The sequence below is a fragment of the Cyanobium sp. ATX 6F1 genome (genome assembly GCF_024346315.1).
Taxonomy (GTDB): Bacteria; Cyanobacteriota; Cyanobacteriia; order PCC-6307; family Cyanobiaceae; genus ATX-6F1.
In genome coordinates this window covers 245,553-264,724 of sequence record NZ_JAGQCS010000005.1, presented here as the reverse complement: position 1 = coordinate 264,724, position 19,172 = coordinate 245,553, and the positions used below count along the sequence as shown (strand labels likewise).

Here is a 19,172-nt window from a genome sequence, read left to right as displayed (position 1 = left end):
TGCCGTGAACGCTTCAGCCTAGAACGTGCCTGATCTGTAGAACCGCTTCGTTGAGAAGATCCGGAGTGGTGAGCCACACCGGTTGGTGTTGCCGGCGAAACCAGGTGCGCTGGCGCTTGGCGTACTGGCGGGTGCGCCGGGCCGTGAGCGCGATCGCCTCGGCCTCCTCCAGGCGCCCGGCGAGCAGGGCCTTGGCTTCGCCGTAGCCGATCGTCTCCAGCAGCGGGCAGTGGTCCCCGAAGCGCTCCAGCAGCTGGGCCGTTTCCGCCACCAGGCCCCCCTGGTAGAGGGCCTCGGTGCGGCGATCGATGCGTTCCATCAGATCAGCCCGGTTCACCCCCAGCTCCAGGACCCGCCAGGGCGGAGGCACAATCCCCTGCTGGCTCGAGAGCGGCCGGCCGGTGGCGTAGAGCACCTCCAGGGCCCGTTGGGTGCGCACCGCATCGGCAACGGCAATGCGCCCGGCGGAGGCCGGATCGGCCGCGCGCAGCAACTGGTGGCAACTGGCCTGGCCGAGGGCCTGCAGCTGCGCCCGCAGCTGGGGTTGGGGCGGCACCGCCGGGGGCGACAGTCCCTGGGTGATCGCCTTGAGGTAGAGCCCACTGCCCCCGACCAGGAACGCCACCCCCCGCCGCCGGTGCTCGGCGGTGATCACCGCTTCGGCCTCGGCGCGGAATTCCTGCAGGTTGATCGGCTGATCGGGGCGGCGCAGGTCCAGCAGGTGGTGGGGCACCATGCGGCGCTGGGCGGCCGTGGGCTTGGCCGTGCCGATGTCCATGCCCACATAGAGCTGGCGCGAATCCACCGAAATCACCGCCAGGTCAAGCCGCTGGGCCAGCTCGATCGCCAGGTCGGTCTTGCCGCTGGCGGTGGGCCCGAGCAGTGCGATCACCAGGGGCGGCGTGGGGTCGGACAAGGGGCGGGGGCAGAAGGGGGGTTGGAACCCCCGGGCGAACGGAGTCTCAGAGGCCCCCAGGCGGGGCTGTGGGGCATCGGTGATAGATTGAGCCTGCCAGGTCGCGTCTTTTCGCTTCCTCCCGCCTTCCTGGCCGCAAATCACCGGAATGAGCGAAGCCAGCAAGGTCAGTGCCGCCTACGGCGCCGAGCAGATCCAGGTGCTGGAAGGCCTGGAGCCCGTGCGCAAGCGGCCGGGCATGTACATCGGCACCACAGGCCCCCGGGGTCTGCACCACCTCGTCTATGAGGTGGTCGACAACTCCGTGGACGAGGCCCTGGCGGGCCACTGCAGCGAGATTCTGGTTCACCTGGGGGAAGACGGCTCGGCGACGGTCTCCGACAACGGCCGTGGCATCCCCACCGATGTGCACTCCCGCACCGGCAAGTCGGCGCTGGAAACGGTGATGACGGTGCTCCACGCCGGCGGCAAGTTCGGCAGTGGCGGCTACAAGGTGTCTGGCGGCCTCCACGGCGTGGGGATTTCGGTGGTGAACGCCCTGAGCGAGTGGGTGGAGGTGGAGGTGCGGCGCCAGGGGCAGGTGCACCGCCAGCGCTTCGAGCGCGGTGCCCCGATCGGCAGCCTGGTTTCAGAGCCCGACAGCAGCGGCCGCACCGGCACCACGGTGAGCTTCAAGCCCGACATCGAGATCTTCAGCGGCGGCATCGCCTTCGACTACCACACCCTCTCCGGGAGGCTGCGGGAGCTGGCCTACCTCAACGGCGGCGTCAAGATCGTCTTCCGCGACGAGCGCGAGGCGGCCCGCAGCTCCAGCGGGGAGGCCCACGAGGAGATCTACCTCTACGAAGGCGGCATCAAGGAATATGTCGCCTACATGAACACCGACAAGGATCCCCTGCACCCCGACATCATCTATGTGAATTCCGAGAAAGACGGCGTTCAGGTGGAGGCGGCCCTGCAGTGGTGCGTTGATGCCTACTCCGACAGCATCCTCGGTTTCGCCAACAACATCCGCACCGTCGATGGCGGCACCCACATCGACGGTCTGAAAACCGTGCTGACCCGCACGCTCAATACTTTTGCCCGCAAGCGGGGCAAGCGCAAGGAGGCCGAAGGCAACCTCGCCGGCGAGAACATCCGCGAGGGCCTCACCGCCGTGCTCTCGGTGAAGGTGCCCGAGCCCGAGTTCGAAGGTCAGACCAAGACCAAACTCGGCAATACCGAGGTGCGCGGCATCGTCGACAACCTCGTGGGCGCGGCCCTCAGCGAATACCTGGAGTTCAACCCCGGGGTGATCGATCTGATCCTGGAGAAGGCGATCCAGGCGTTCAATGCCGCCGAGGCCGCCCGCCGGGCCCGCGAACTCGTGCGCCGCAAGTCGGTGCTGGAGAGTTCCACCCTGCCGGGCAAGCTGGCCGACTGCAGCTCCCGTGATCCCAGGGAGTCCGAGATCTACATCGTGGAGGGGGATTCGGCCGGTGGCTCCGCCAAGCAGGGCCGCGATCGTCGCTTCCAGGCGATCCTGCCCCTGCGGGGCAAGATCCTCAACATCGAGAAAACCGATGACGCCAAGATCTACAAGAACACCGAGATTCAGGCCCTGATCACGGGGCTGGGCCTGGGCATCAAGGGCGAGGATTTCAATGAATCCGCCCTGCGCTACCACCGGATCGTGATCATGACCGATGCGGACGTGGACGGCGCCCACATCCGCACCCTGATCCTCACCTTCTTCTTCCGCTACCAGCGGATGCTGCTGGAGGGGGGCTACATCTACATCGCCTGCCCGCCCCTCTACAAGGTGGAGCGCGGCAAAAATCACACCTATTGCTACAACGAACAGGATCTCAAGAAAACCCTTGATGCTTTCCCCGAGAAGGCCAATTACACGATCCAGCGTTTCAAGGGTCTCGGGGAGATGATGCCCAAGCAACTCTGGGAAACCACCATGGACCCGGAGACCCGCACGATGAAACGTGTGGAAATTGAAGACGCGGCCGAGGCTGACCGCATCTTCACGATCCTGATGGGCGACAAGGTGGCCCCCCGCCGGGAGTTCATCGAGACCCACAGCGCCGAGCTGGACTTCGCCCAACTCGACATCTGATGGATTGGCGCTGGGCCTGGGTGCTGGGTTTCGCCCTGATCGCACCGGCGGCCCTGCCCGCTGGTGGGGCTGATCGTCGTCAGCCGGCGGTGCGTCGGCGCCTGGCCGCCGAGCCGCTGCTGGTGGCTGATTCCGTCGCCCTGCGCTTGGCTCCCCGCCGCCATGCCCCCGCCCTGGTGGCCCTGCAGCCCGGCGAACCCCTGCGGCTGCTGCGCAGCTGGGTGGCCCCGAACGGCCGCCGCTGGCTCCAGGTGCAGGCGGATTCCGCGCCTGGCACCCCACGGCGGGGCTGGCTGGTGGGTTGAGGCAGGTGCTGCCTTGAGGGACACCTTGCTGGTGGCCGTTGGGGCGATTCCAGGGGCCTGGCTGCGTTTTCGCCTGGTCAACCACTTCCAGCCGCTGATCCCGCGCAAGCACTGGGCCACCTTCGCCGTCAACGTGGGCGCCAGCTTTGCCCTGGGGTTGCTGGTGGCCCTCGATCAGCGCAGCCCCGGCAGCCCCCGCCTGCTGCTGCTCCTGTCCACGGGATTTCTCGGCAGCCTCAGCACCTTCTCCACCTTCATCGTTGAGGTGTTGCAGGCCCTGCAGCGGGGCGAGCGGCGCGAAGCGCTGGCCCTCGGGCTGGGGTCGGTGCTGGCGGGGCTGCTGGCCCTGGAACTGGGCCTGCTCATGGGGGGGGCATGAGCGCCGCCCTGCGCTTTGACCTCAAGGAACTGGCCCTGGTGGGGGCGGGGGCCGTGCCGGGCGCCTTGCTGCGTTGGCAGGCGGTTGTTCAGCTGGGGCCGGTGCTGGGGGGCAGCGCCGGCGCCAATCTGCTGGTGAACCTGGTCGGTTCGTTCCTGCTGGGAATCCTGGCGGGCCCCCTGAAGCCAGCCAGTGCCGTGATGCTGCTGCTGGGAATCGGCTTCTGCGGTTCCCTCACCACCTTCAGCTCCTGGATGCTGGATGTGGTGCGACTGCAGCAGCAGGGGCACGGCGCCTGGGCTGTGCTGCTGGTGGCGGGCAGTCTGACCGTTGGCCTGCTGGCCGCTGCCCTGGGGCAGGCCTCCAGCCGCTGGCTGCTCAGGCCGCCAACGCCGCCTCGATCGCGCCGCTGAGTTCGGCGGATTCGGGATCCACGGCGCTCTTGAAACGCCCGAGCACCGTGCCGTCCTTGCCGATCAGGAACTTCTCGAAATTCCAGGCCACCTCGCCCGCGGGTTCGGCCTGGTTGAGGGTGTCGTAGGGGGCGGTGGCAGCGCCCTTGGCGTGGACCTTCTCAAACAATTCGAAGCTGGCGCCAAAACTCGTGGAGCAGAACTGCTGGATTTCCGGCAGCGTTCCCGGCTCCTGGGCGCCGAAGTCATTGCAGGGAAAGCCGAGCACCTGAAGGCCCTGGGGGCCGTAGGTGTCCTGGAGTTTCTGCAGGCCGGCGTACTGCTTGGTGAAGCCGCAGCGGCTGGCCACGTTGACGATCAGCAGCACCTTGCCGGCACGATCCCCGAGGCGCTGCTCGCTGCCATCGGCCGCCTTCACCACCACATCCGAAACGTCGACAGCCATGGAATCCCTGTGTGCATCAACGGCAAGCTAGCGGCCGCCCTGGAGCGCTGAGGTGGGGGCTCCCCCATAAACTTGGACTGCCTTGACCCTCAGGCCGATGAGCGAGGCAACCGGCATCAGCTCAGGCCGCAACTCCGGCGGCGCCGACCTGGCGGAACTGGTGGCCCAGCAGCTGCAGAGCTTGCTCGAGGCCGGCAACTACGACGGCGTCAAGCTGCTGTTGCAGCCCGTTCAACCGGTGGACGTGGCCGAGGCGATCGGCACCCTGCCCCGCACCCTGCAAGCCCTGGCCTTCCGGCTGCTGCCCAAGGACCAGGCGATCGAGATTTACGAATACCTCGAGCCCGCCGTGCAGCAGACCCTGCTGGAGCGGCTGCGCTCCGGTGAGGTGCTGGAACTGGTGGAGGAGATGTCGCCCGACGATCGGGTGCGCCTGTTTGATGAGCTGCCCGCCAAGGTGGTTCGGCGGCTGCTGGCGGAACTCAGCCCGGCCGAGCGTCGGGTCACGGCCCAGTTGCTGGGCTACGAAGCGGAAACCGCCGGTCGGTTGATGACGACCGAATTCATTGACCTCAAGGAGTTTCACAGCGCCGCCCAGGCCCTCTCAATCGTGCGCCGCCGGGCCCGCGACACCGAAACCATCTACAGCCTCTACATCACCGATGCGTCGCGCCACCTCACTGGAATCCTTTCACTGAGGGATCTGGTGGTCGCCGACCCCGAAGACCGGGTCGGTGACGTGATGACCCGCGAGGTGGTGAGCATCGCCACCGACACCAACCAGGAGGAGGTGGCACGGGTGATCCAGCGCTACGACTTTCTGGCCGTGCCGGTGGTGGACCGGGAGCAGCGGCTGGTGGGGATCGTCACCGTGGACGATGTGATCGATGTGATCGAGCAGGAGGCCACCCGCGACCTCTATGCCGCCGGCGCTGTGCAGGCCGGCGACGAAGACGACTACTTCCAGAGCAACCTGTTCACCGTGGCCCGGCGCCGGGTGGTGTGGCTGATGGTCCTGCTGATCGCCAACAGCGGCACCGCCGCTGTGATCGCCTCGATGGATGGGGTGCTCAAGCAGGTGGTGGTGTTGGCGGCGTTCATCCCGCTGCTGATCGGCACCGGCGGCAACGTGGGTGCCCAGAGTTCCACGGTGGTGATCCGGGGCCTGAGCACCCAGCGGATCCAGAGCCTCGGGCCAGGCCGTGCGATCAGCCGCGAGGCCGTGGCCGGTGCCCTGCTGGGCATGCTGATGGTGGTGGTGGTGGTGCCCTGGGCGGCCTATGTGTCCGGAGGGAACTGGGTGGTGGCCGGGGCGGCCGGCTTCAGCCTCGTGGCGATCACCACCCTGGCGGCCACCGCCGGGGCGGCCCTGCCGCTGCTGTTCAACCACCTCGGCCTCGATCCGGCGTTGATGTCGGCCCCGTTCATCGCCACGGCCACCGACGTGGCCGGCGTGTTCATCTACCTGCACACCGCCGCCTGGCTGCTGGAGAGGCTGGGCTGAGGCTCCGCCTGGGCGGGGCGGGGAAGCGATCAGGCGGCCTGGGACAGAACCACGGAATCCCGCCCTTCCTGAGAGGTGCTTCACAGTTCTTTAGGTTAGGCTTTACACAAGTTCAAGACACCGCTGTGGTCATCGCCCTAGCGTCCGCGCCCATCGCCGGCCAAGCCTCCAGCGCTGCGGCCAACCGCCAGATGCCCTCCCTAGAGGGCGATCTGGTGCGCTCCTACCTGCGCGACATCGGTCGCGTGCCCCTGCTCAGCCATGAGCAGGAGATCACCCTCGGCCGCCAGGTGCAGGAACTGATGGCGCTCGAGGAGCTCGCCGAGGAGCTGGAGATGCGCCAGGGCGCCAAGCCCTCGGAGCCCGAATGGGCCGCCGCCGCCCAGCTGGAGCCTCCCGCGCTCAGGCGCAAGCTGGCCAATGGCCGCCGCGCCAAGGAGCGCATGGTTGCCGCCAACCTGCGCCTGGTGGTGAGCGTGGCCAAGAAGTACACCAAGCGGAACATGGAGCTGCTGGATCTGATCCAGGAGGGCACCATCGGCCTGGTGCGCGGCGTGGAGAAATTCGATCCCACCCGCGGCTACAAGTTCTCCACCTACGCCTACTGGTGGATCCGCCAGGGGATCACCCGGGCGATCGCCGAGAAGAGCCGCACGATCCGGCTGCCGATCCACATCACCGAAACCCTCAACAAGCTCAAGAAAGGCCAGCGCGAGCTGAGCCAGGAGCTGGGCCGCACCCCCACCGTCAGTGAGCTGGCCGTGGCCGTGGAGCTCCCCGAAGAAGAAGTCAAAGACCTGCTCTGCCGCGCCCGTCAGCCGGTGAGCCTGGAGATGAAGGTGGGTGATGGCGATGACACCGAGCTGCTGGATCTGCTCCAGGGCGATGACCAGCTGCCTTCTGACGCCGTCGATGGGGCCTGCCTGCGGGGTGACATGCGCGCCCTGCTGGAGCAGCTGCCCGAAATCCAGTGCCGGGTGCTGAAGATGCGCTACGGCATCGATGTGGAGGAGCCGATGAGCCTCACCGGCATTGGCCGCATCCTGGGCATGAGCCGCGACCGCATCCGCAACCTGGAGCGCGATGGGCTGATCGGCCTTCGGCGCCTCAGCGACAGCGTCGCGGCCTACGTGGCGAGCTGAGACCGCCCGCTGCAAAACAGTGGGTTCAAGGCTGGTGCGCCGAAGCGTCCAGGCCGAATGTGCTGGTGGTCAGGTGCCCGTGGCTGCCTTGACCCCATCGCCCTGGGATCCCGCCGCCCTGCGCTCCGCCCTGCTGGTTTGGTGGGAGGACCATGGCCGTCACGATCTGCCCTGGAAGCTCACGGCACAGGGCACACGGCCTGAACCGGGTGAACCCTTGTGTGTGTTCAGTCTTTGGACGGCTGAAGTGATGCTTCAGCAGACCCAGCTGGCGGTGATGCTTCCCTACTGGCGGCGCTGGATGGTGGCCTTTCCCGATCTGGTCACCCTGGCGGCGAGCGATCAGCAGGCTGTGCTGCTGCACTGGCAAGGGCTGGGCTACTACGCCCGTGCCCGGCGCCTGCACCAGGCGGCTGGTTCGCTTCTGGCGGCGGCGGCAGAGAGGGCCGCCGACCCCTGGCCGCGAACGCTCGAGGGCTGGCTGGCGTTGCCGGGCATCGGTCGCAGCACCGCCGGCAGCATTCTTTCCTCGGCCTTCGATCGGCCCCATCCGATCCTCGATGGCAATGTCCAAAGGGTTCTGGCGCGCCTGCTGGCCCATCCCGAGCCGCCCCGCCGCCAGGGGCGCCTGTTCTGGGCGCTCAGCGCTGAACTGCTGGATCCGCTGCGCCCCAGGGATTTCAACCAGGCGTTGATGGATCTGGGCGCCACGGTCTGCACCCCCCGCCAGCCAGCCTGTGGGCGCTGCCCCTGGCGATCGGCTTGCGCTGCCTACGCTGCCGGCGATCCCCAGGCCTACCCCGTGAGCGACCCCGGCAAGAGCCCGCCCTTCCAGGTGATCGGGGTGGCGGTGGTGCTCGATGACAGCGGCCGGGTGCTGATCGATCAGCGCCTGGAGGAGGGGTTGCTGGGGGGGCTGTGGGAGTTCCCGGGCGGCAAGCAGGAGCCGGGGGAGGCGATCGAGGCCACGATCGTGCGTGAGCTGGTCGAGGAACTGGCGATCGAGGTGGAGGTGGGGGAGGAACTGATCACCCTGGAGCACGCCTACAGCCACAAGCGCCTGCGCTTCGTGGTGCACCTCTGTCGCTGGCGCTCGGGCGAGCCCCAGCCCCTGGCCAGCCAGCAGGTGCGCTGGGTGGAGCCGGAGCGGCTGGCGGAGTTCCCCTTCCCGGCCGCCAATGCACGGATCATTGCGGCCCTGAGGGAACGACTGACCCGTTGATGCGGCGGCGAAGACCGCCGATAGCTTGAGGGCATGGCGAAGGTGCTCTGCCTCGGCGAGGCCCTGGTGGATCGGCTCGGTCCGCCGGGGGGCGACCCGGCCCTGGCGGGCCCCGTCGACGATCGCCTGGGTGGGGCCCCCGCCAACGTGGCCTGCGGCCTGGCCCGGCTGGGCACCTCCGCCGCACTTCTGGCCCGTCTCGGGGAAGACGAGTTTGGGCGTGCGTTTGAGCGGCTGCTGCTCGCGCGCGGCGTGGACACCCAGGGGCTGCAGTGGGATGGGTGGCGGCCCACCCGGGCCGTGCTGGTGCGGCGGGAGCGCTCCGGTGAGCGTCATTTCGGTGGTTTTGCCGGTGATCGGGGCGAGGGCTTCGCCGATCAGGCCCTCGATGCCGCCGCCCTGGGGGCTCCCCTCGCCCAGCTGCTGCCGGCGGCCCGCTGGTTGCTGATCGGCAGCCTGCCCCTGGCAAGCCCCGCTTCGGGGGAGGCCCTGTGGCGAGCTGTGGCGCTGGCGGCGGCCGCGGGGGTGCCCGTGGCTCTCGATGTGAACTGGCGTCCCAGTTTCTGGTCCGTGGGGCCTGAGGAGGCCAAGACCATCCTGGCGCCGTTGCTGGAGCGAACGCAGCTGTTGAAATTGGCCGGCGAAGAGGCGGATTGGCTGTTCGAGCGTCTGGGGGCCTCCCGCCGGGACCCCAGGGTGATCGCCGCCGCCCTGCCCCAGGCTCCGGCGGTGGTGATCTCCGATGGTGAGGCACCGGTGCGCTGGTGGCTGGGGGGGCACAGCGGTGAGCTGGCCCCCGCCCCCGTGCCCGTGCTGGACACCACCGGGGCAGGGGATGCCTTCCTCGCCGGGCTGCTGCACCGGCTGTGCGCCGAGCCGGAGCTGCTGGCGGCAGCCGAGGCGGCCCAGGTGCGGGACGCGATCGCCTTTGCCTGCGCCTGTGGCGCCCTGGTGTGTCAGGGGGCCGGCGCGATCGATCCCCAACCGGATCAGGCCCAGGTGGCGAAGGCTTTGAAGGAGTGGGCGCTTCCCCCCTAGGGGGCTCTGAATAACCTGGCCCGCCGCCCCTCCGCTTCGGGTTCCAGATCCAGCCACCAGGCGCCTGCCGGCAGGAACGGCAGCCGCTCGGGCCATTCCACCGCCAGTACGGCTCCGAGGGCCAGGGCTTCCTCCTCCTCCTGCCGGTAGAGATCAGCGGCCGAGGCCCCCTCCAGCCGGTACAGATCGAGGTGGACCAGATGGGTCAGTGCTTCGCCCCGGCAGCCCTGGTAATGCTGGGCTAAGGCGAAGGTGGGGCTGGTGACCGGCTCGTCGATGCCGAGGCCGCTGGCCAGACCCTGCACCAGGGAGGTCTTGCCCGCCCCCAGCTGGCCCCGCAGCAGCAGCAGGCGGTCGGCTGGCTCCAGGCTCAGCAACTCGACGGCCAGACGTTCCCCCAGCCGGGCGGTGGCCGACGGGTCGGCCAGGAACACATCACGCTGGTCCATCCCTGTAGATTGCATCTCAAGCGAGCCCGAAGCCTCGGCGTCTCTGCAGATATTCCCAGGCCCCAGGCTTTTCCTGGGGGGGTTGCCGTTCCGATCGCACCCTCAACACCTCAATCCACACTGCCGCGAACCCCCATGGTTGCCGCCCCCAGCTCGCCTGCCCTGCAGGTCACCAACACCTATGTGATCGCCGACATCGGCCTGGCCGACTTCGGCCGCAAGGAGATCGCGATCGCCGAAACCGAGATGCCCGGCCTGATGGCCTTGCGTCAGAAGTACGGCGCCGAACAGCCCCTGGCGGGTGCCCGCATCGCCGGGTCGCTGCACATGACGATCCAGACCGCCGTTCTGATCGAAACCCTGGTGGCCCTCGGCGCCGAGGTGCGCTGGGCTTCCTGCAACATTTTCTCAACCCAGGACCACGCCGCCGCGGCCATCGCTGCCGCCAACGTTCCTGTGTTCGCCTATAAGGGCGAAACCCTTGATGAGTATTGGGCCTTCACCCACCGCATCCTCGAGTGGGGCGATGGCGGCACGCCCAACATGATCCTCGACGATGGCGGCGACGCCACCGGTCTGGTGATTCTGGGCACCAAAGCTGAGAGCGATCTTTCCGTTCTTGAGAACCCCTCGAACGAAGAAGAAACCGCCCTCTTTAACTCGATTCGCCAGAAGCTGGCCGCCCAGCCCGGCTTCTACTCCCGCATCCACGCCAACATCCAGGGCGTCACCGAGGAGACCACCACCGGTGTTGCCCGCCTCTACCAGCTGCAGAAGAGCGGCGAGCTGCCCTTCCCTGCCATCAACGTCAACGATTCGGTCACCAAGAGCAAATTCGACAACCTCTACGGCTGCCGCGAATCCCTGGTCGACAGCATCAAGCGCGCCACCGACGTGATGGTGGCGGGCAAGGTGGCTCTGGTGATGGGCTACGGCGATGTGGGCAAGGGTTCAGCACAGTCGCTGCGCGGCCTCGGCGCGATCGTGATGATCGCCGAGATCGACCCGATCTGCGCCCTTCAGGCCGCCATGGAGGGCTACCGGGTGGTGCGCCTCGATGAGGTGGTGGGCGATGTGGACATCTTCGTGACCGCCACGGGCAACTTCCGGGTGATCCGCCATGAGCACCTGATCCAGATGAAGGATCAGGCGATCGTCTGCAACATCGGCCACTTCGACAACGAGATCGATGTGGCTTCGCTCAAGCAGTACACCTGGGACAACATCAAGCCCCAGGTCGATCACATCATCCTGCCCAGCGGCAACAAGATCATCCTGCTGGCCGAGGGCCGACTGGTGAACCTGGGTTGCGCCACCGGCCACCCCAGCTTCGTGATGTCCAACTCCTTCACCAATCAGGTGCTGGCCCAGATCGAGTTGTTCACCAAAGGCGATCAGTACGGCAAACAAGTTTATGTCTTGCCCAAGCATCTCGATGAGATGGTCGCCCGCCTGCACCTCGAGAAAATCGGCGTCAAGCTCACCGAGCTCAGCGCCGACCAGGCCGCCTACATCAACGTGCCGGTGGAAGGCCCCTACAAGAGCGACCACTACCGCTACTGAGCAAACTGGCTGGCTGATCGGCCGCCTTTGATTCCTGCCCGGCCTTCTGGTCGGGCTTTTTTGTGCCCCTGGCCTTTGGTCTCTGGAGGCGTTCTCAGCCTGCTGGTCTGGAAGACTTGCCACGACCCCTCTGATCGCTTCCTGTGGCCATCGATTTGGTTCAACAGTTGCCCGACATGATCGGATCGGCGGTGGAGGCCAATCCGACCGCGGGTTATGGCGCGATTTTTGCCGCCATGTTTCTGGAGAATTTGTTTCCGCCCATTCCCTCGGAATTGATCATGCCCCTGGGGGGGTTCTATGTGCAGCAGGGGAAGCTCGCCTTGGTTCCAGTGGTGCTGGCCGGTTTGCTGGGCACAGTGCTCGGAGCCCTGCCCTGGTACGGCGTTGGCCGCCTCGTGAACGAAGAGCGGATTGAGCATTGGCTCGAGCGCCATGGCCGCTGGATCGGCATCAGCACCAAGGAGCTACGCCGCAGCCGCAGCTGGTTCAACCGCCACGGCACGGCGCTGGTGTTCTGGGGTCGACTGGTGCCAGGGATCCGCACGCTGATCTCGGTGCCGGCGGGGATCGAGATGATGCCTTTGGCCCCCTTCCTGATCTGGACCACCGCAGGCAGTCTGATCTGGACCCTGCTGCTGACGGTGGCTGGGATGATGCTGGGTGAGGGCTACACCAACGTAGAAGTTTGGATGGAGCCGTTCACCAAGGCGATCAAGGTGCTGTTGGTGCTCTCTGTGCTCGGCCTGGGGGCCTGGTTGGGGCTGCGCACCTGGAACAAGCACCGCAACACACACTGACCCCAGACGCCACGCCCCCGCTGGAGAGCCCTCAGAAAGGCACTTCCTCGGAGCTGGGCTCACCTCCCCCGTAGCCACCTCCCTCGGCATAGGCACTGCCCTGCTCGCCGTCGCGTTTGGAGCCCAGCAGTTCGAGGCGGTCCACCCGCACCACCGGCTTGCTGCGTTCCTCACCGGTGGCCCGGTCGGTCCAGCGGTCGAGCTTGAGCGAACCGATGATTCCCAGCTGGGAGCCCTTGCGGACATAGTCGGCGGCCACCTGGGCTTGCTTGCCCCAGATCTCGAGGTTGAACCAGTCGGGCTCTTCGTCGCGGTTGCGGCGGTTGACCGCAAGGGTGAGGTTGGCCACCACGCTGCCCGATTCGAAGTAGCGCACCTCGGGGTCGCGGCCGGCCCGGCCGACGAGGGTGACGGAATTGACGCCCATGGCGTTGTCTCCTGATGTGTAGTTGGTCAATGATGCGCCACTTTCTTGGGGCGCCTCGTTCAGGGAGTTCCACCCCTGGCCCCGGACGTATCAGCCTGTGTTTTTGGGGCAGGTCCCAGTTTGCCGTTCATCCAGGGGCCCGCCCGGCCAGCACTCCTATGATTCGCCCCCTTGGTGGCACCCCTGTGTTCTTTCGACGTTTCCAGCTCTCACGCGACATCGGCATCGATCTGGGAACGGCCAACACCTTGATGTACGTGTCCGGCAAGGGGATCGTGCTGCAGGAACCCTCGGTGGTGGCGCTCGATCTGGAGAAGGGGGTGCCCCTGGCGGTGGGCGATGAGGCCAAGTTGATGCTCGGTCGCACCCCCGGGAACATCCGGGCCGTGCGCCCCCTGCGCGATGGCGTGATCGCCGACTTCGACGCCGCTGAAATGATGATCAAGTCCTTCATTCAGAAGGGCAATGAGGGCCGCGGCATCGTGGCTCCCCGGCTGGTGATCGGCATTCCCAGCGGCGTGACCGGCGTGGAGCGGCGGGCCGTGCGTGAGGCGGGCCTGGCCGGCGCCCGGGAGGTGCACCTGATCGATGAGCCGGTGGCGGCGGCGATCGGCGCCGGTCTTCCGGTCACCGAGCCCGTGGGCACGATGATCGTCGACATCGGCGGCGGCACCACCGAAGTGGCCGTGCTGAGCCTGGGCGGCACGGTGCTGAGCGAGTCGGTGCGGGTGGCCGGCGACGAACTCAGCGAGGCCATCGGCATCTACCTCAAGAAGGTCCATAACCTCGTGGTGGGTGAGCGCACCGCCGAGGACATCAAGATCCGGATCGGATCGGCCTTCCCCGACGATCGCCACGACGACACCTCCATGGATGTGCGTGGTCTCCACCTGCTCTCCGGTCTGCCCCGCACGATCAATGTGCGCGCCGGTGACATCCGCGAGGCCATGGCCGAACCCCTGAACGTGATCGTCGAGGCGGTCAAGCGCACCCTGGAGCGCACCCCCCCCGAGCTGGCCGCCGACATCGTCGATCGCGGCATCATGCTCGCCGGCGGCGGCGCCCTGGTGCGCGGCATCAGCGACCTGATCAGCCACGAGACCGGCATCCTCACCCACATCGCCGAGGATCCACTGCTCTGTGTGGTCAACGGCTGCGGCCGGGTGCTGGAGGACTACAAGCGCCTGGAGCGGGTGCTGGACACCCCTGACTTCTCGCGCAACACCAACTGATCGCGATGCCGCTTGGACGCCCCTTTCGCGTCCCCCCGGCGCGGCTGCTGGTCCAGGGCTGGCCCTGGATGCTGCTGTTCCTGGCCCTGGTGGGCATCCGCCTGAGCAAGGGGGCTTACTTGAGCGAGCTCTACGCCCTGCTCAGCGCCCCGTTCTGGCCGGGCTCGGCCCAGCAGGAATGGGTTCAGTCGGCCGAGAAGCTTTCGGATCAGAGCCAGTTGGCCCAGCTGCGCCAGGACAACAGCCGCCTGCGCACCCTGCTGGACCTCAGCCACGCCAACCCGCAGCTGCTGATGGCGCCGGTGATCTCCAGGGAACCTGGGGGCTGGTGGCAGCAGCTGGTGATCGGCCGGGGGTCGCTCCAGGGCATCCAGCCCGGCGACGCCGTGGTGGCCCCCGGTGGCCTGCTGGGCCGGGTGGCCAGCGTCACCCCGGTGACGGCCCGGGTCACCCTGCTCACGGACACCAGCAGCCACGTGGGCGTCTGGGTGGGGCGCACCCAGCGCCATGGTCTGCTCACGGGCCTGGGCACCGCCCGCCCGGTGCTGCGGTTCCTGGAGAAGGATCCCCAGGTGCGACCGGGTGATCTGGTGGTGACCTCCCCGGCCAGCACATTGGTACCCCCCAACCTCACCGTCGGGGTGATTCAGGCCGTGGACGACAAGGTGATGCCGGCCCCCGAGGCGTTGGTGCAGCTGAGCGCTCCGATCGAGGCCATCGACGGGGTTCAGGTGATGCTCTCCAGCCGTCGCTGAGCCATGGCGCTGCTGTCTCGTCAGCCCTGGTACGTGGCCACGGCCCTGGCCGTTCCCCTGCTGGTGCTGGCTTCCCCGGGCGTGCTCAAGCTCACCGGGGTGCCGCCCTCCTGGGCGGTGCTCTGGCTGTTGCCCTGGGCCCTGGTGGAGGGGCCGCTCTCAGGCGCTCTGGCCGGTCTTGCTCTGGGCCTGATGCTCGATGGCCTCAACCTCGGCGGGGCCAGCCAGATGCCGGCCCTGGCGCTGCTGGGCTGGTGGTGGGGCCGGATGGCGCGCAACGGGCCGCCGCTGGAGCGCAGCTTCAGCCTGGGGCTTCTGGCCCTGGTGGGCACCTTGCTGCTCAACCTCAGCCTGATGCTTCAGTTCGCCCTAGGGGGCTCTCCGCTTGAGCTGCTGCGGCTCAGCGGCCTGCCGATCCTGCTGGCCCAGACCCTGCTCACGGGTCTGCTGGCGCCGATGATCTGCTCGCTGCAGCTGCTGTTCTGGCGCCAGCGAACCTCGTCGTTGCGGGGTTGAGCCGTTGCCGCCCTCTTCCTTGATCCCCCGAAACCGACCCTCCATGGCCCGCCCATGGGGGACACGCAAGCTGATTGTTCGCGCTTCGGGCGTCGCTTTTGCCCTGCTGCTGCTCGGCGGCTGCGCCAGGCCCGAGGCCCCGAAACGGGAGCTGCAGTTCTGGACCCTGGATCTGGCCCCCAAGTTCAACGGCTACATGCGGGCCGTGATCGCCGAATGGGAAGGTCAGAACCCTGGGGTGACGGTGCGTTGGACCGATCTGCCCTGGGGTTCGGTGGAGCGCAAGCTGCTGGCGTCGGTGTTCGCCCGCTCCGCCCCTGACCTGGTGAACCTCAACCCCCTGTTCGCGGCCAACCTGGCCAGCAAGGGGGGTCTTCTGAACCTGGATCCGGTGCTGCCGCCCGGCGCCGGTGGCGCCTATCTGCCCCGCATCTGGCAGGCGGGCCGCGCCGATGGCCACCAGATCACGATCCCCTGGTACCTGACCACCCGCATCACCCTGGCCAACCGCAGCCTGCTGGCCCGCTCCGGCTATCGCCAGCCCCCGAAGCAATGGAGCGAGGTGCCCGCCTACGCGGCGGCGATCAAGCGCCAGACCGGCCGCTATGCCCTGTTCACCACGGTGGTGCCCGACGACTCGGCGGAGTTGCTCGAATCGATGGTGCAGATGGGGGTGAGCCTCACCGATGCCCGCCAGCGGGCGGCTTTCGACAGCCCCGCGGGCCGGAGGGCCTTCGCCTTCTGGACGGACCTTTACCGGCGCGGGCTGCTGCCCCGGGAGGTGGTGAGCCAGGGGTTCCGGCGGGCGATCGAGCTCTACCAGAGCGGTGACCTGGCCCAGGTGGCCAGCGGGGCGGAGTTCCTGCGCAGCATCCAGACCAACGCCCCCACCGTCGCCACCGCCACGGCCCCCTTTCCGCCGCTGGTGGGCCCCGATGGCGCCGCCAACGTGGCGGTGATGAACCTGGCGGTCCCCAAACAGAGCAAGCTCCCGCGTGAGGCGGTCAGTTTTGCGCTGTTTCTCACCAACGCCACCAATCAGGCCCGCTTCGCCGAACAGGCCAAGGTGCTGCCTTCGGCCACCGGCGCCCTGCGTCAGGTGGGGCAGCAGTTGGAGCGGGCCAAGCCCCGGGGGGCGGCCGAGGCCCAGGTGGTCTCCGCCCGCAAGCTCTCGCTCACCACCCTGGGACGAGCCCGGGTGCTGGTGCCTGCCACCCCGGGGGTCAAGCGGCTGCAGTCGATCCTCTACACGCAGTTGCAGCGGGCGATGCTGGGGCAGATCAGCAGCGACCAGGCCCTGGCGGCGGCGGCCCTGGAGTGGAACCGTTACGCCGAAGCCCGCTGGCCCTAGCGGAGCGGCGCAGGCTTTGACGCTGGCCGCCGCGGGGTGCGTGGATCCGGATGCCGAGGGATCTGGACGAATCCTTAAGACTTGGGGAAAGCCTCCTGATCCCAGCCGTTTCAGGGCTCGGTGGGTCCGCGCTGAGCGGTAGTGTTGCCTTTCTTCATCCGGCTTAACGCCATGCCATTGGAGGACCATCCCCGTCCAGATCAGGGCGATTCCTTCGACTCCGGGCATGACGAGCATCAGGCCACCGTGCTCGTGGTCGACGACGAGGCGGCGGTGCGCCGGGTGTTGGTGATGCGCCTGCAACTGGCGGGCTACCGGGTGATCTGCGCGGAAGACGGGGAGGAGGCGCTGAACCTCTTCCACCAGGAGCAACCGGATCTGGTGGTGCTCGATGTGATGCTGCCGAAGCTCGATGGCTTCGCCGTCTGTCGGCGGCTGCGGGCCGAATCCTGCGTGCCGATCATCTTTCTCTCCGCCCTCGATGCGATCACCGAGCGGGTGGCGGGCCTGGATCTCGGAGCCGACGATTACCTCCCCAAGCCCTTCAGCCCCAAGGAGCTCGAAGCCCGCATCGCCACCATCCTGCGCCGGGTGGGCCGCGGTTCGGCCGCCAGCGAACCCAGGGATCTGCCCGTGGGCCACGGGGTGATGCGCGTCGGCGATCTGGTGGTGGACACCAACCGCCGCCAGGTGACGCGCGAGGGCGAGCGCATCGGGCTCACCTACACCGAATTCAGCCTGCTGGAGCTGCTGTTCCGCGAACCGGGCCAGGTGGTGCCCCGGGCGGAGATCCTCGAGCAGCTCTGGGGCTACCCACCCCGCCGGGCCGCCGACCTGCGCGTTGTCGACGTCTACGTGGCCCGCCTGCGCGGCAAGCTCGAACCCGATCCGCGCAACCCGGAGCTGATCCTCACCGTGCGCGGCACCGGCTACGCCTCCCAGCGGGTGGGTGAACCCACCCTGGTCGGCGTCAGCGCCTGAGCCCTCCCTGCATGCGCCCTCTCCTGCAGGATGGGGCCTCTTGATTGATCCCCCGCCGGTGCCTGTGCAGCGCCTCAACCGCCTGGAGCAGGCCCGACTGGACAAGGCTCGCGTCCTCGCCGACCTGGGTCAGGGTCCCTATGCCCTGCGCTTCGATCCCAGCCACCACACGGCCGATCTGCAGCGCGACCACGCCGACCTGCCCAACGGTGCGGAGCGCGACCTGGAGGTGCTGGTGGCCGGCCGGGTGATGACCCGCCGGGTGATGGGCAAGCTCGCCTTCTTCACCCTGGCCGATGAATCCGGCCCGATCCAGCTGTTCATCGAGAAGGCCACCCTGGCCGCCTCCCAGCCGGATAACCCCGAGAGCTTCGACCAGCTCACCTCCCTGGTGGATGCCGGCGATCTGATCGGCGTGCGCGGCACCCTGCGGCGCACCGACCGCGGCGAGCTCTCGGTGAAGGTGCTGCAGTGGTGGATGCTGACCAAATCGCTCCAGCCCCTGCCCGATAAGTGGCACGGCCTGGCGGATGTGGAAAAGCGCTACCGCCAGCGTTACCTGGATCTGATCGTCTCCCCCCAGACCCGCGAGACCTTCCGGCGCCGGGCCCGGCTGGTGAGCGGGCTGCGCCGCTGGCTCGATGAGCGGGGCTTTCTGGAGATCGAAACACCCGTGCTGCAGAGCGTGCCCGGGGGAGCCGACGCCAGGCCCTTCGAGACCCACCACAACACCCTCGACCTCCCTCTCACCCTGCGCATCGCCACCGAGCTGCATCTCAAGCGGCTGGTGGTGGGCGGCTTCGAGCGTGTGTACGAGCTGGGGCGAATCTTCCGCAATGAGGGGATCAGCACCCGCCACAATCCCGAGTTCACCTCGGTGGAGATCTACCAGGCCTACGCCGACTACACCGACATGATGGTGCTCACCGAGGAGCTGATCGCCGCGGTGACCGTGCAGGTGTGCGGTGGCACCCGCCTCACCTACCAGGGCACGGAGGTCGACCTCAGCCTCCCCTGGCGCCGGTCCACCATGCACGATCTGGTGCTACAGGCCACCGGGTTGGACTTCACCAGCTTCCCCAACCGGGCGGCGGCCGCCGCCGCCATGGAGGCCGCAGGGCTGGAGGCGCCGGCCCTGGCGGATTCGGTGGGCCGGTTGCTGGTGGAGGCATTCGAGCAACGGGTGGAGGCCGATCTGATCCAGCCCACCTTCGTGATCGATTACCCCCTGGAGAATTCACCCCTGGCCCGGGCCCACCGCAGCAAGCCCGGCCTGGTGGAGCGCTTCGAGCTGTTCATCGTTGGCCGCGAAACCGCCAATGCCTTCAGTGAGCTGACCGACCCCATCGACCAGCGCCAGCGGCTGGAGGCCCAGCAGGATCGGCGCCTGGCGGGGGATCTGGAGGCCCAGGGCCTGGATGAAGACTTCCTCCAGGCCCTGGAGGTGGGCTTGCCCCCCACCGGCGGCCTGGGCATCGGCATTGATCGGCTGGCGATGCTGCTCACCGACAGCCCCAGCATCCGCGATGTGATTGCCTTTCCGCTGTTACGGCCGGAGAGCCGGGGAGGTCAGGAAAGCTCCATTTCGGACCCCGAACCGGCGCAGTGAGATAATGGACTCACTAGG

Annotated in this window: 20 protein-coding genes; 16 read left to right on the top strand and 4 right to left on the bottom strand. The window is 67.8% G+C overall.

Annotated features, from left to right (window positions below; genetic code table 11):
• Window positions 1–13: 13 nt before the first annotated feature.
• Window positions 14–916, bottom strand: a complete 903-nt coding sequence (miaA, locus tag KBZ13_RS09855) for a tRNA (adenosine(37)-N6)-dimethylallyltransferase MiaA (protein WP_255008683.1) — start codon at window positions 914–916, stop codon at window positions 14–16.
• A 148-nt stretch (window positions 917–1,064) separates the two neighbouring features.
• Between miaA and gyrB the strand changes: the two genes are divergently transcribed.
• Genes gyrB through KBZ13_RS09835 form a run of 4 tightly spaced genes read left to right on the top strand, consistent with a single transcriptional unit; the run spans window position 1,065 to window position 4,120 of the window.
• On the top strand, window positions 1,065–3,023 hold the full coding sequence (gene gyrB, locus KBZ13_RS09850) for a DNA topoisomerase (ATP-hydrolyzing) subunit B (protein ID WP_255008681.1): 1,959 nt from the start codon (window positions 1,065–1,067) through the stop codon (window positions 3,021–3,023).
• Entirely contained in the window at window positions 3,023–3,328 is a 306-nt protein-coding gene (locus KBZ13_RS09845) for an SH3 domain-containing protein (protein ID WP_255008679.1), read from the top strand. The genes gyrB and KBZ13_RS09845 overlap by 1 nt, the downstream gene beginning before the upstream one ends.
• 13 nt (window positions 3,329–3,341) lie before the next feature.
• A complete protein-coding gene (locus KBZ13_RS09840; RefSeq protein WP_255008677.1) occupies window positions 3,342–3,707 on the top strand; it encodes a FluC/FEX family fluoride channel in 366 nt (121 codons plus the stop codon).
• The gene (locus KBZ13_RS09835; protein ID WP_255008675.1) at window positions 3,704–4,120 is read left to right on the top strand and encodes a fluoride efflux transporter FluC; all 417 of its coding nucleotides are present in this window, start codon (window positions 3,704–3,706) and stop codon (window positions 4,118–4,120) included. The genes KBZ13_RS09840 and KBZ13_RS09835 overlap by 4 nt, the downstream gene beginning before the upstream one ends.
• Here the strand turns inward: KBZ13_RS09835 and KBZ13_RS09830 are convergent.
• The gene (locus KBZ13_RS09830; protein ID WP_255008674.1) at window positions 4,086–4,565 is read right to left on the bottom strand and encodes a glutathione peroxidase; all 480 of its coding nucleotides are present in this window, start codon (window positions 4,563–4,565) and stop codon (window positions 4,086–4,088) included. The genes KBZ13_RS09835 and KBZ13_RS09830 overlap by 35 nt on opposite strands.
• A gap of 97 nt (window positions 4,566–4,662) precedes the next feature.
• Here KBZ13_RS09830 and mgtE point away from each other — a divergent pair, with 97 nt between their 5' ends.
• The 4 genes from mgtE (at window position 4,663) to KBZ13_RS09810 (ending at window position 9,471) form a co-directional block, all read left to right on the top strand.
• Window positions 4,663–6,069 carry a magnesium transporter gene (gene mgtE / locus KBZ13_RS09825; RefSeq protein WP_255008673.1) on the top strand — a complete coding sequence of 469 codons (1,407 nt, stop codon included), beginning with the start codon at window positions 4,663–4,665 and terminating at the stop codon, window positions 6,067–6,069.
• A gap of 191 nt (window positions 6,070–6,260) precedes the next feature.
• Window positions 6,261–7,211 (top strand): RpoD/SigA family RNA polymerase sigma factor, encoded by a 951-nt coding sequence (locus KBZ13_RS09820; protein WP_255008672.1) that lies wholly within the window; start codon window positions 6,261–6,263, stop codon window positions 7,209–7,211.
• 88 nt (window positions 7,212–7,299) lie between these two features.
• Window positions 7,300–8,433 (top strand): 8-oxo-dGTP diphosphatase MutT, encoded by a 1,134-nt coding sequence (gene mutT / locus KBZ13_RS09815; RefSeq protein WP_261358966.1) that lies wholly within the window; start codon window positions 7,300–7,302, stop codon window positions 8,431–8,433.
• A 33-nt stretch (window positions 8,434–8,466) separates the two neighbouring features.
• Window positions 8,467–9,471, top strand: a complete 1,005-nt coding sequence (locus KBZ13_RS09810) for a carbohydrate kinase family protein (RefSeq protein ID WP_255008670.1) — start codon at window positions 8,467–8,469, stop codon at window positions 9,469–9,471.
• Here KBZ13_RS09810 and tsaE read toward each other — a convergent pair.
• Window positions 9,468–9,920, bottom strand: coding sequence for a tRNA (adenosine(37)-N6)-threonylcarbamoyltransferase complex ATPase subunit type 1 TsaE (tsaE, locus tag KBZ13_RS09805; RefSeq protein ID WP_255008669.1), 453 nt, complete (start codon window positions 9,918–9,920; stop codon window positions 9,468–9,470). The genes KBZ13_RS09810 and tsaE overlap by 4 nt on opposite strands.
• A gap of 135 nt (window positions 9,921–10,055) precedes the next feature.
• Between tsaE and ahcY the strand changes: the two genes are divergently transcribed.
• Window positions 10,056–11,483, top strand: a complete 1,428-nt coding sequence (gene ahcY / locus KBZ13_RS09800) for an adenosylhomocysteinase (protein WP_255008668.1) — start codon at window positions 10,056–10,058, stop codon at window positions 11,481–11,483.
• 176 nt (window positions 11,484–11,659) lie between these two features.
• A complete protein-coding gene (locus KBZ13_RS09795) occupies window positions 11,660–12,283 on the top strand; it encodes a DedA family protein (RefSeq protein WP_255008751.1) in 624 nt (207 codons plus the stop codon).
• Between the two features lie 31 nt (window positions 12,284–12,314).
• On the opposite strand, the gene KBZ13_RS09790 is transcribed toward KBZ13_RS09795, so the two are convergent.
• Window positions 12,315–12,710 (bottom strand): single-stranded DNA-binding protein, encoded by a 396-nt coding sequence (locus tag KBZ13_RS09790; protein WP_255008667.1) that lies wholly within the window; start codon window positions 12,708–12,710, stop codon window positions 12,315–12,317.
• Between the two features lie 185 nt (window positions 12,711–12,895).
• Here KBZ13_RS09790 and KBZ13_RS09785 point away from each other — a divergent pair, with 185 nt between their 5' ends.
• The 6 genes from KBZ13_RS09785 (at window position 12,896) to lysS (ending at window position 19,154) form a co-directional block, all read left to right on the top strand.
• Window positions 12,896–13,942, top strand: coding sequence for a rod shape-determining protein (locus KBZ13_RS09785; protein WP_315859621.1), 1,047 nt, complete (start codon window positions 12,896–12,898; stop codon window positions 13,940–13,942).
• A gap of 5 nt (window positions 13,943–13,947) precedes the next feature.
• The gene (gene mreC, locus KBZ13_RS09780) at window positions 13,948–14,697 is read left to right on the top strand and encodes a rod shape-determining protein MreC (protein WP_255008665.1); all 750 of its coding nucleotides are present in this window, start codon (window positions 13,948–13,950) and stop codon (window positions 14,695–14,697) included.
• Between the two features lie 3 nt (window positions 14,698–14,700).
• Window positions 14,701–15,213, top strand: coding sequence for a rod shape-determining protein MreD (locus tag KBZ13_RS09775; protein ID WP_255008663.1), 513 nt, complete (start codon window positions 14,701–14,703; stop codon window positions 15,211–15,213).
• Window positions 15,214–15,256: 43 nt separating this feature from the next.
• A complete protein-coding gene (locus KBZ13_RS09770) occupies window positions 15,257–16,564 on the top strand; it encodes an ABC transporter substrate-binding protein (protein ID WP_255008661.1) in 1,308 nt (435 codons plus the stop codon).
• Window positions 16,565–16,735: 171 nt separating this feature from the next.
• Window positions 16,736–17,545, top strand: a complete 810-nt coding sequence (gene rpaB / locus KBZ13_RS09765) for a response regulator transcription factor RpaB (protein ID WP_315859620.1) — start codon at window positions 16,736–16,738, stop codon at window positions 17,543–17,545.
• A gap of 58 nt (window positions 17,546–17,603) precedes the next feature.
• Window positions 17,604–19,154: a lysine--tRNA ligase gene (lysS, locus tag KBZ13_RS09760; RefSeq protein WP_255008659.1), complete on the top strand. Its 1,551-nt coding sequence runs from the start codon at window positions 17,604–17,606 to the stop codon at window positions 19,152–19,154.
• Window positions 19,155–19,172: the final 18 nt, after the last annotated feature.

Bases quoted from the DNA above. Each gene is read 5' to 3' on its own strand.
- rpaB (WP_315859620.1), top strand. From the start codon at position 16,736: ATGCCATTGGAGGACCATCCCCGTCCAGATCAGGGCGATTCCTTCGAC.
- KBZ13_RS09835 (WP_255008675.1), top strand. From the start codon at position 3,704: ATGAGCGCCGCCCTGCGCTTTGACCTCAAGGAACTGGCCCTGGTGGGG.
- KBZ13_RS09820 (WP_255008672.1), top strand. From the start codon at position 6,261: ATGCCCTCCCTAGAGGGCGATCTGGTGCGCTCCTACCTGCGCGACATC.
- gyrB (WP_255008681.1), top strand. From the start codon at position 1,065: ATGAGCGAAGCCAGCAAGGTCAGTGCCGCCTACGGCGCCGAGCAGATC.
- KBZ13_RS09770 (WP_255008661.1), top strand. From the start codon at position 15,257: ATGGCCCGCCCATGGGGGACACGCAAGCTGATTGTTCGCGCTTCGGGC.
- KBZ13_RS09830 (WP_255008674.1), bottom strand. From the start codon at position 4,565: ATGGCTGTCGACGTTTCGGATGTGGTGGTGAAGGCGGCCGATGGCAGC.
- tsaE (WP_255008669.1), bottom strand. From the start codon at position 9,920: ATGGACCAGCGTGATGTGTTCCTGGCCGACCCGTCGGCCACCGCCCGG.
- KBZ13_RS09775 (WP_255008663.1), top strand. From the start codon at position 14,701: ATGGCGCTGCTGTCTCGTCAGCCCTGGTACGTGGCCACGGCCCTGGCC.
- KBZ13_RS09790 (WP_255008667.1), bottom strand. From the start codon at position 12,710: ATGGGCGTCAATTCCGTCACCCTCGTCGGCCGGGCCGGCCGCGACCCC.
- mreC (WP_255008665.1), top strand. From the start codon at position 13,948: ATGCCGCTTGGACGCCCCTTTCGCGTCCCCCCGGCGCGGCTGCTGGTC.
- mgtE (WP_255008673.1), top strand. From the start codon at position 4,663: ATGAGCGAGGCAACCGGCATCAGCTCAGGCCGCAACTCCGGCGGCGCC.
- KBZ13_RS09845 (WP_255008679.1), top strand. From the start codon at position 3,023: ATGGATTGGCGCTGGGCCTGGGTGCTGGGTTTCGCCCTGATCGCACCG.
- ahcY (WP_255008668.1), top strand. From the start codon at position 10,056: ATGGTTGCCGCCCCCAGCTCGCCTGCCCTGCAGGTCACCAACACCTAT.
- KBZ13_RS09810 (WP_255008670.1), top strand. From the start codon at position 8,467: ATGGCGAAGGTGCTCTGCCTCGGCGAGGCCCTGGTGGATCGGCTCGGT.
- KBZ13_RS09795 (WP_255008751.1), top strand. From the start codon at position 11,660: ATGATCGGATCGGCGGTGGAGGCCAATCCGACCGCGGGTTATGGCGCG.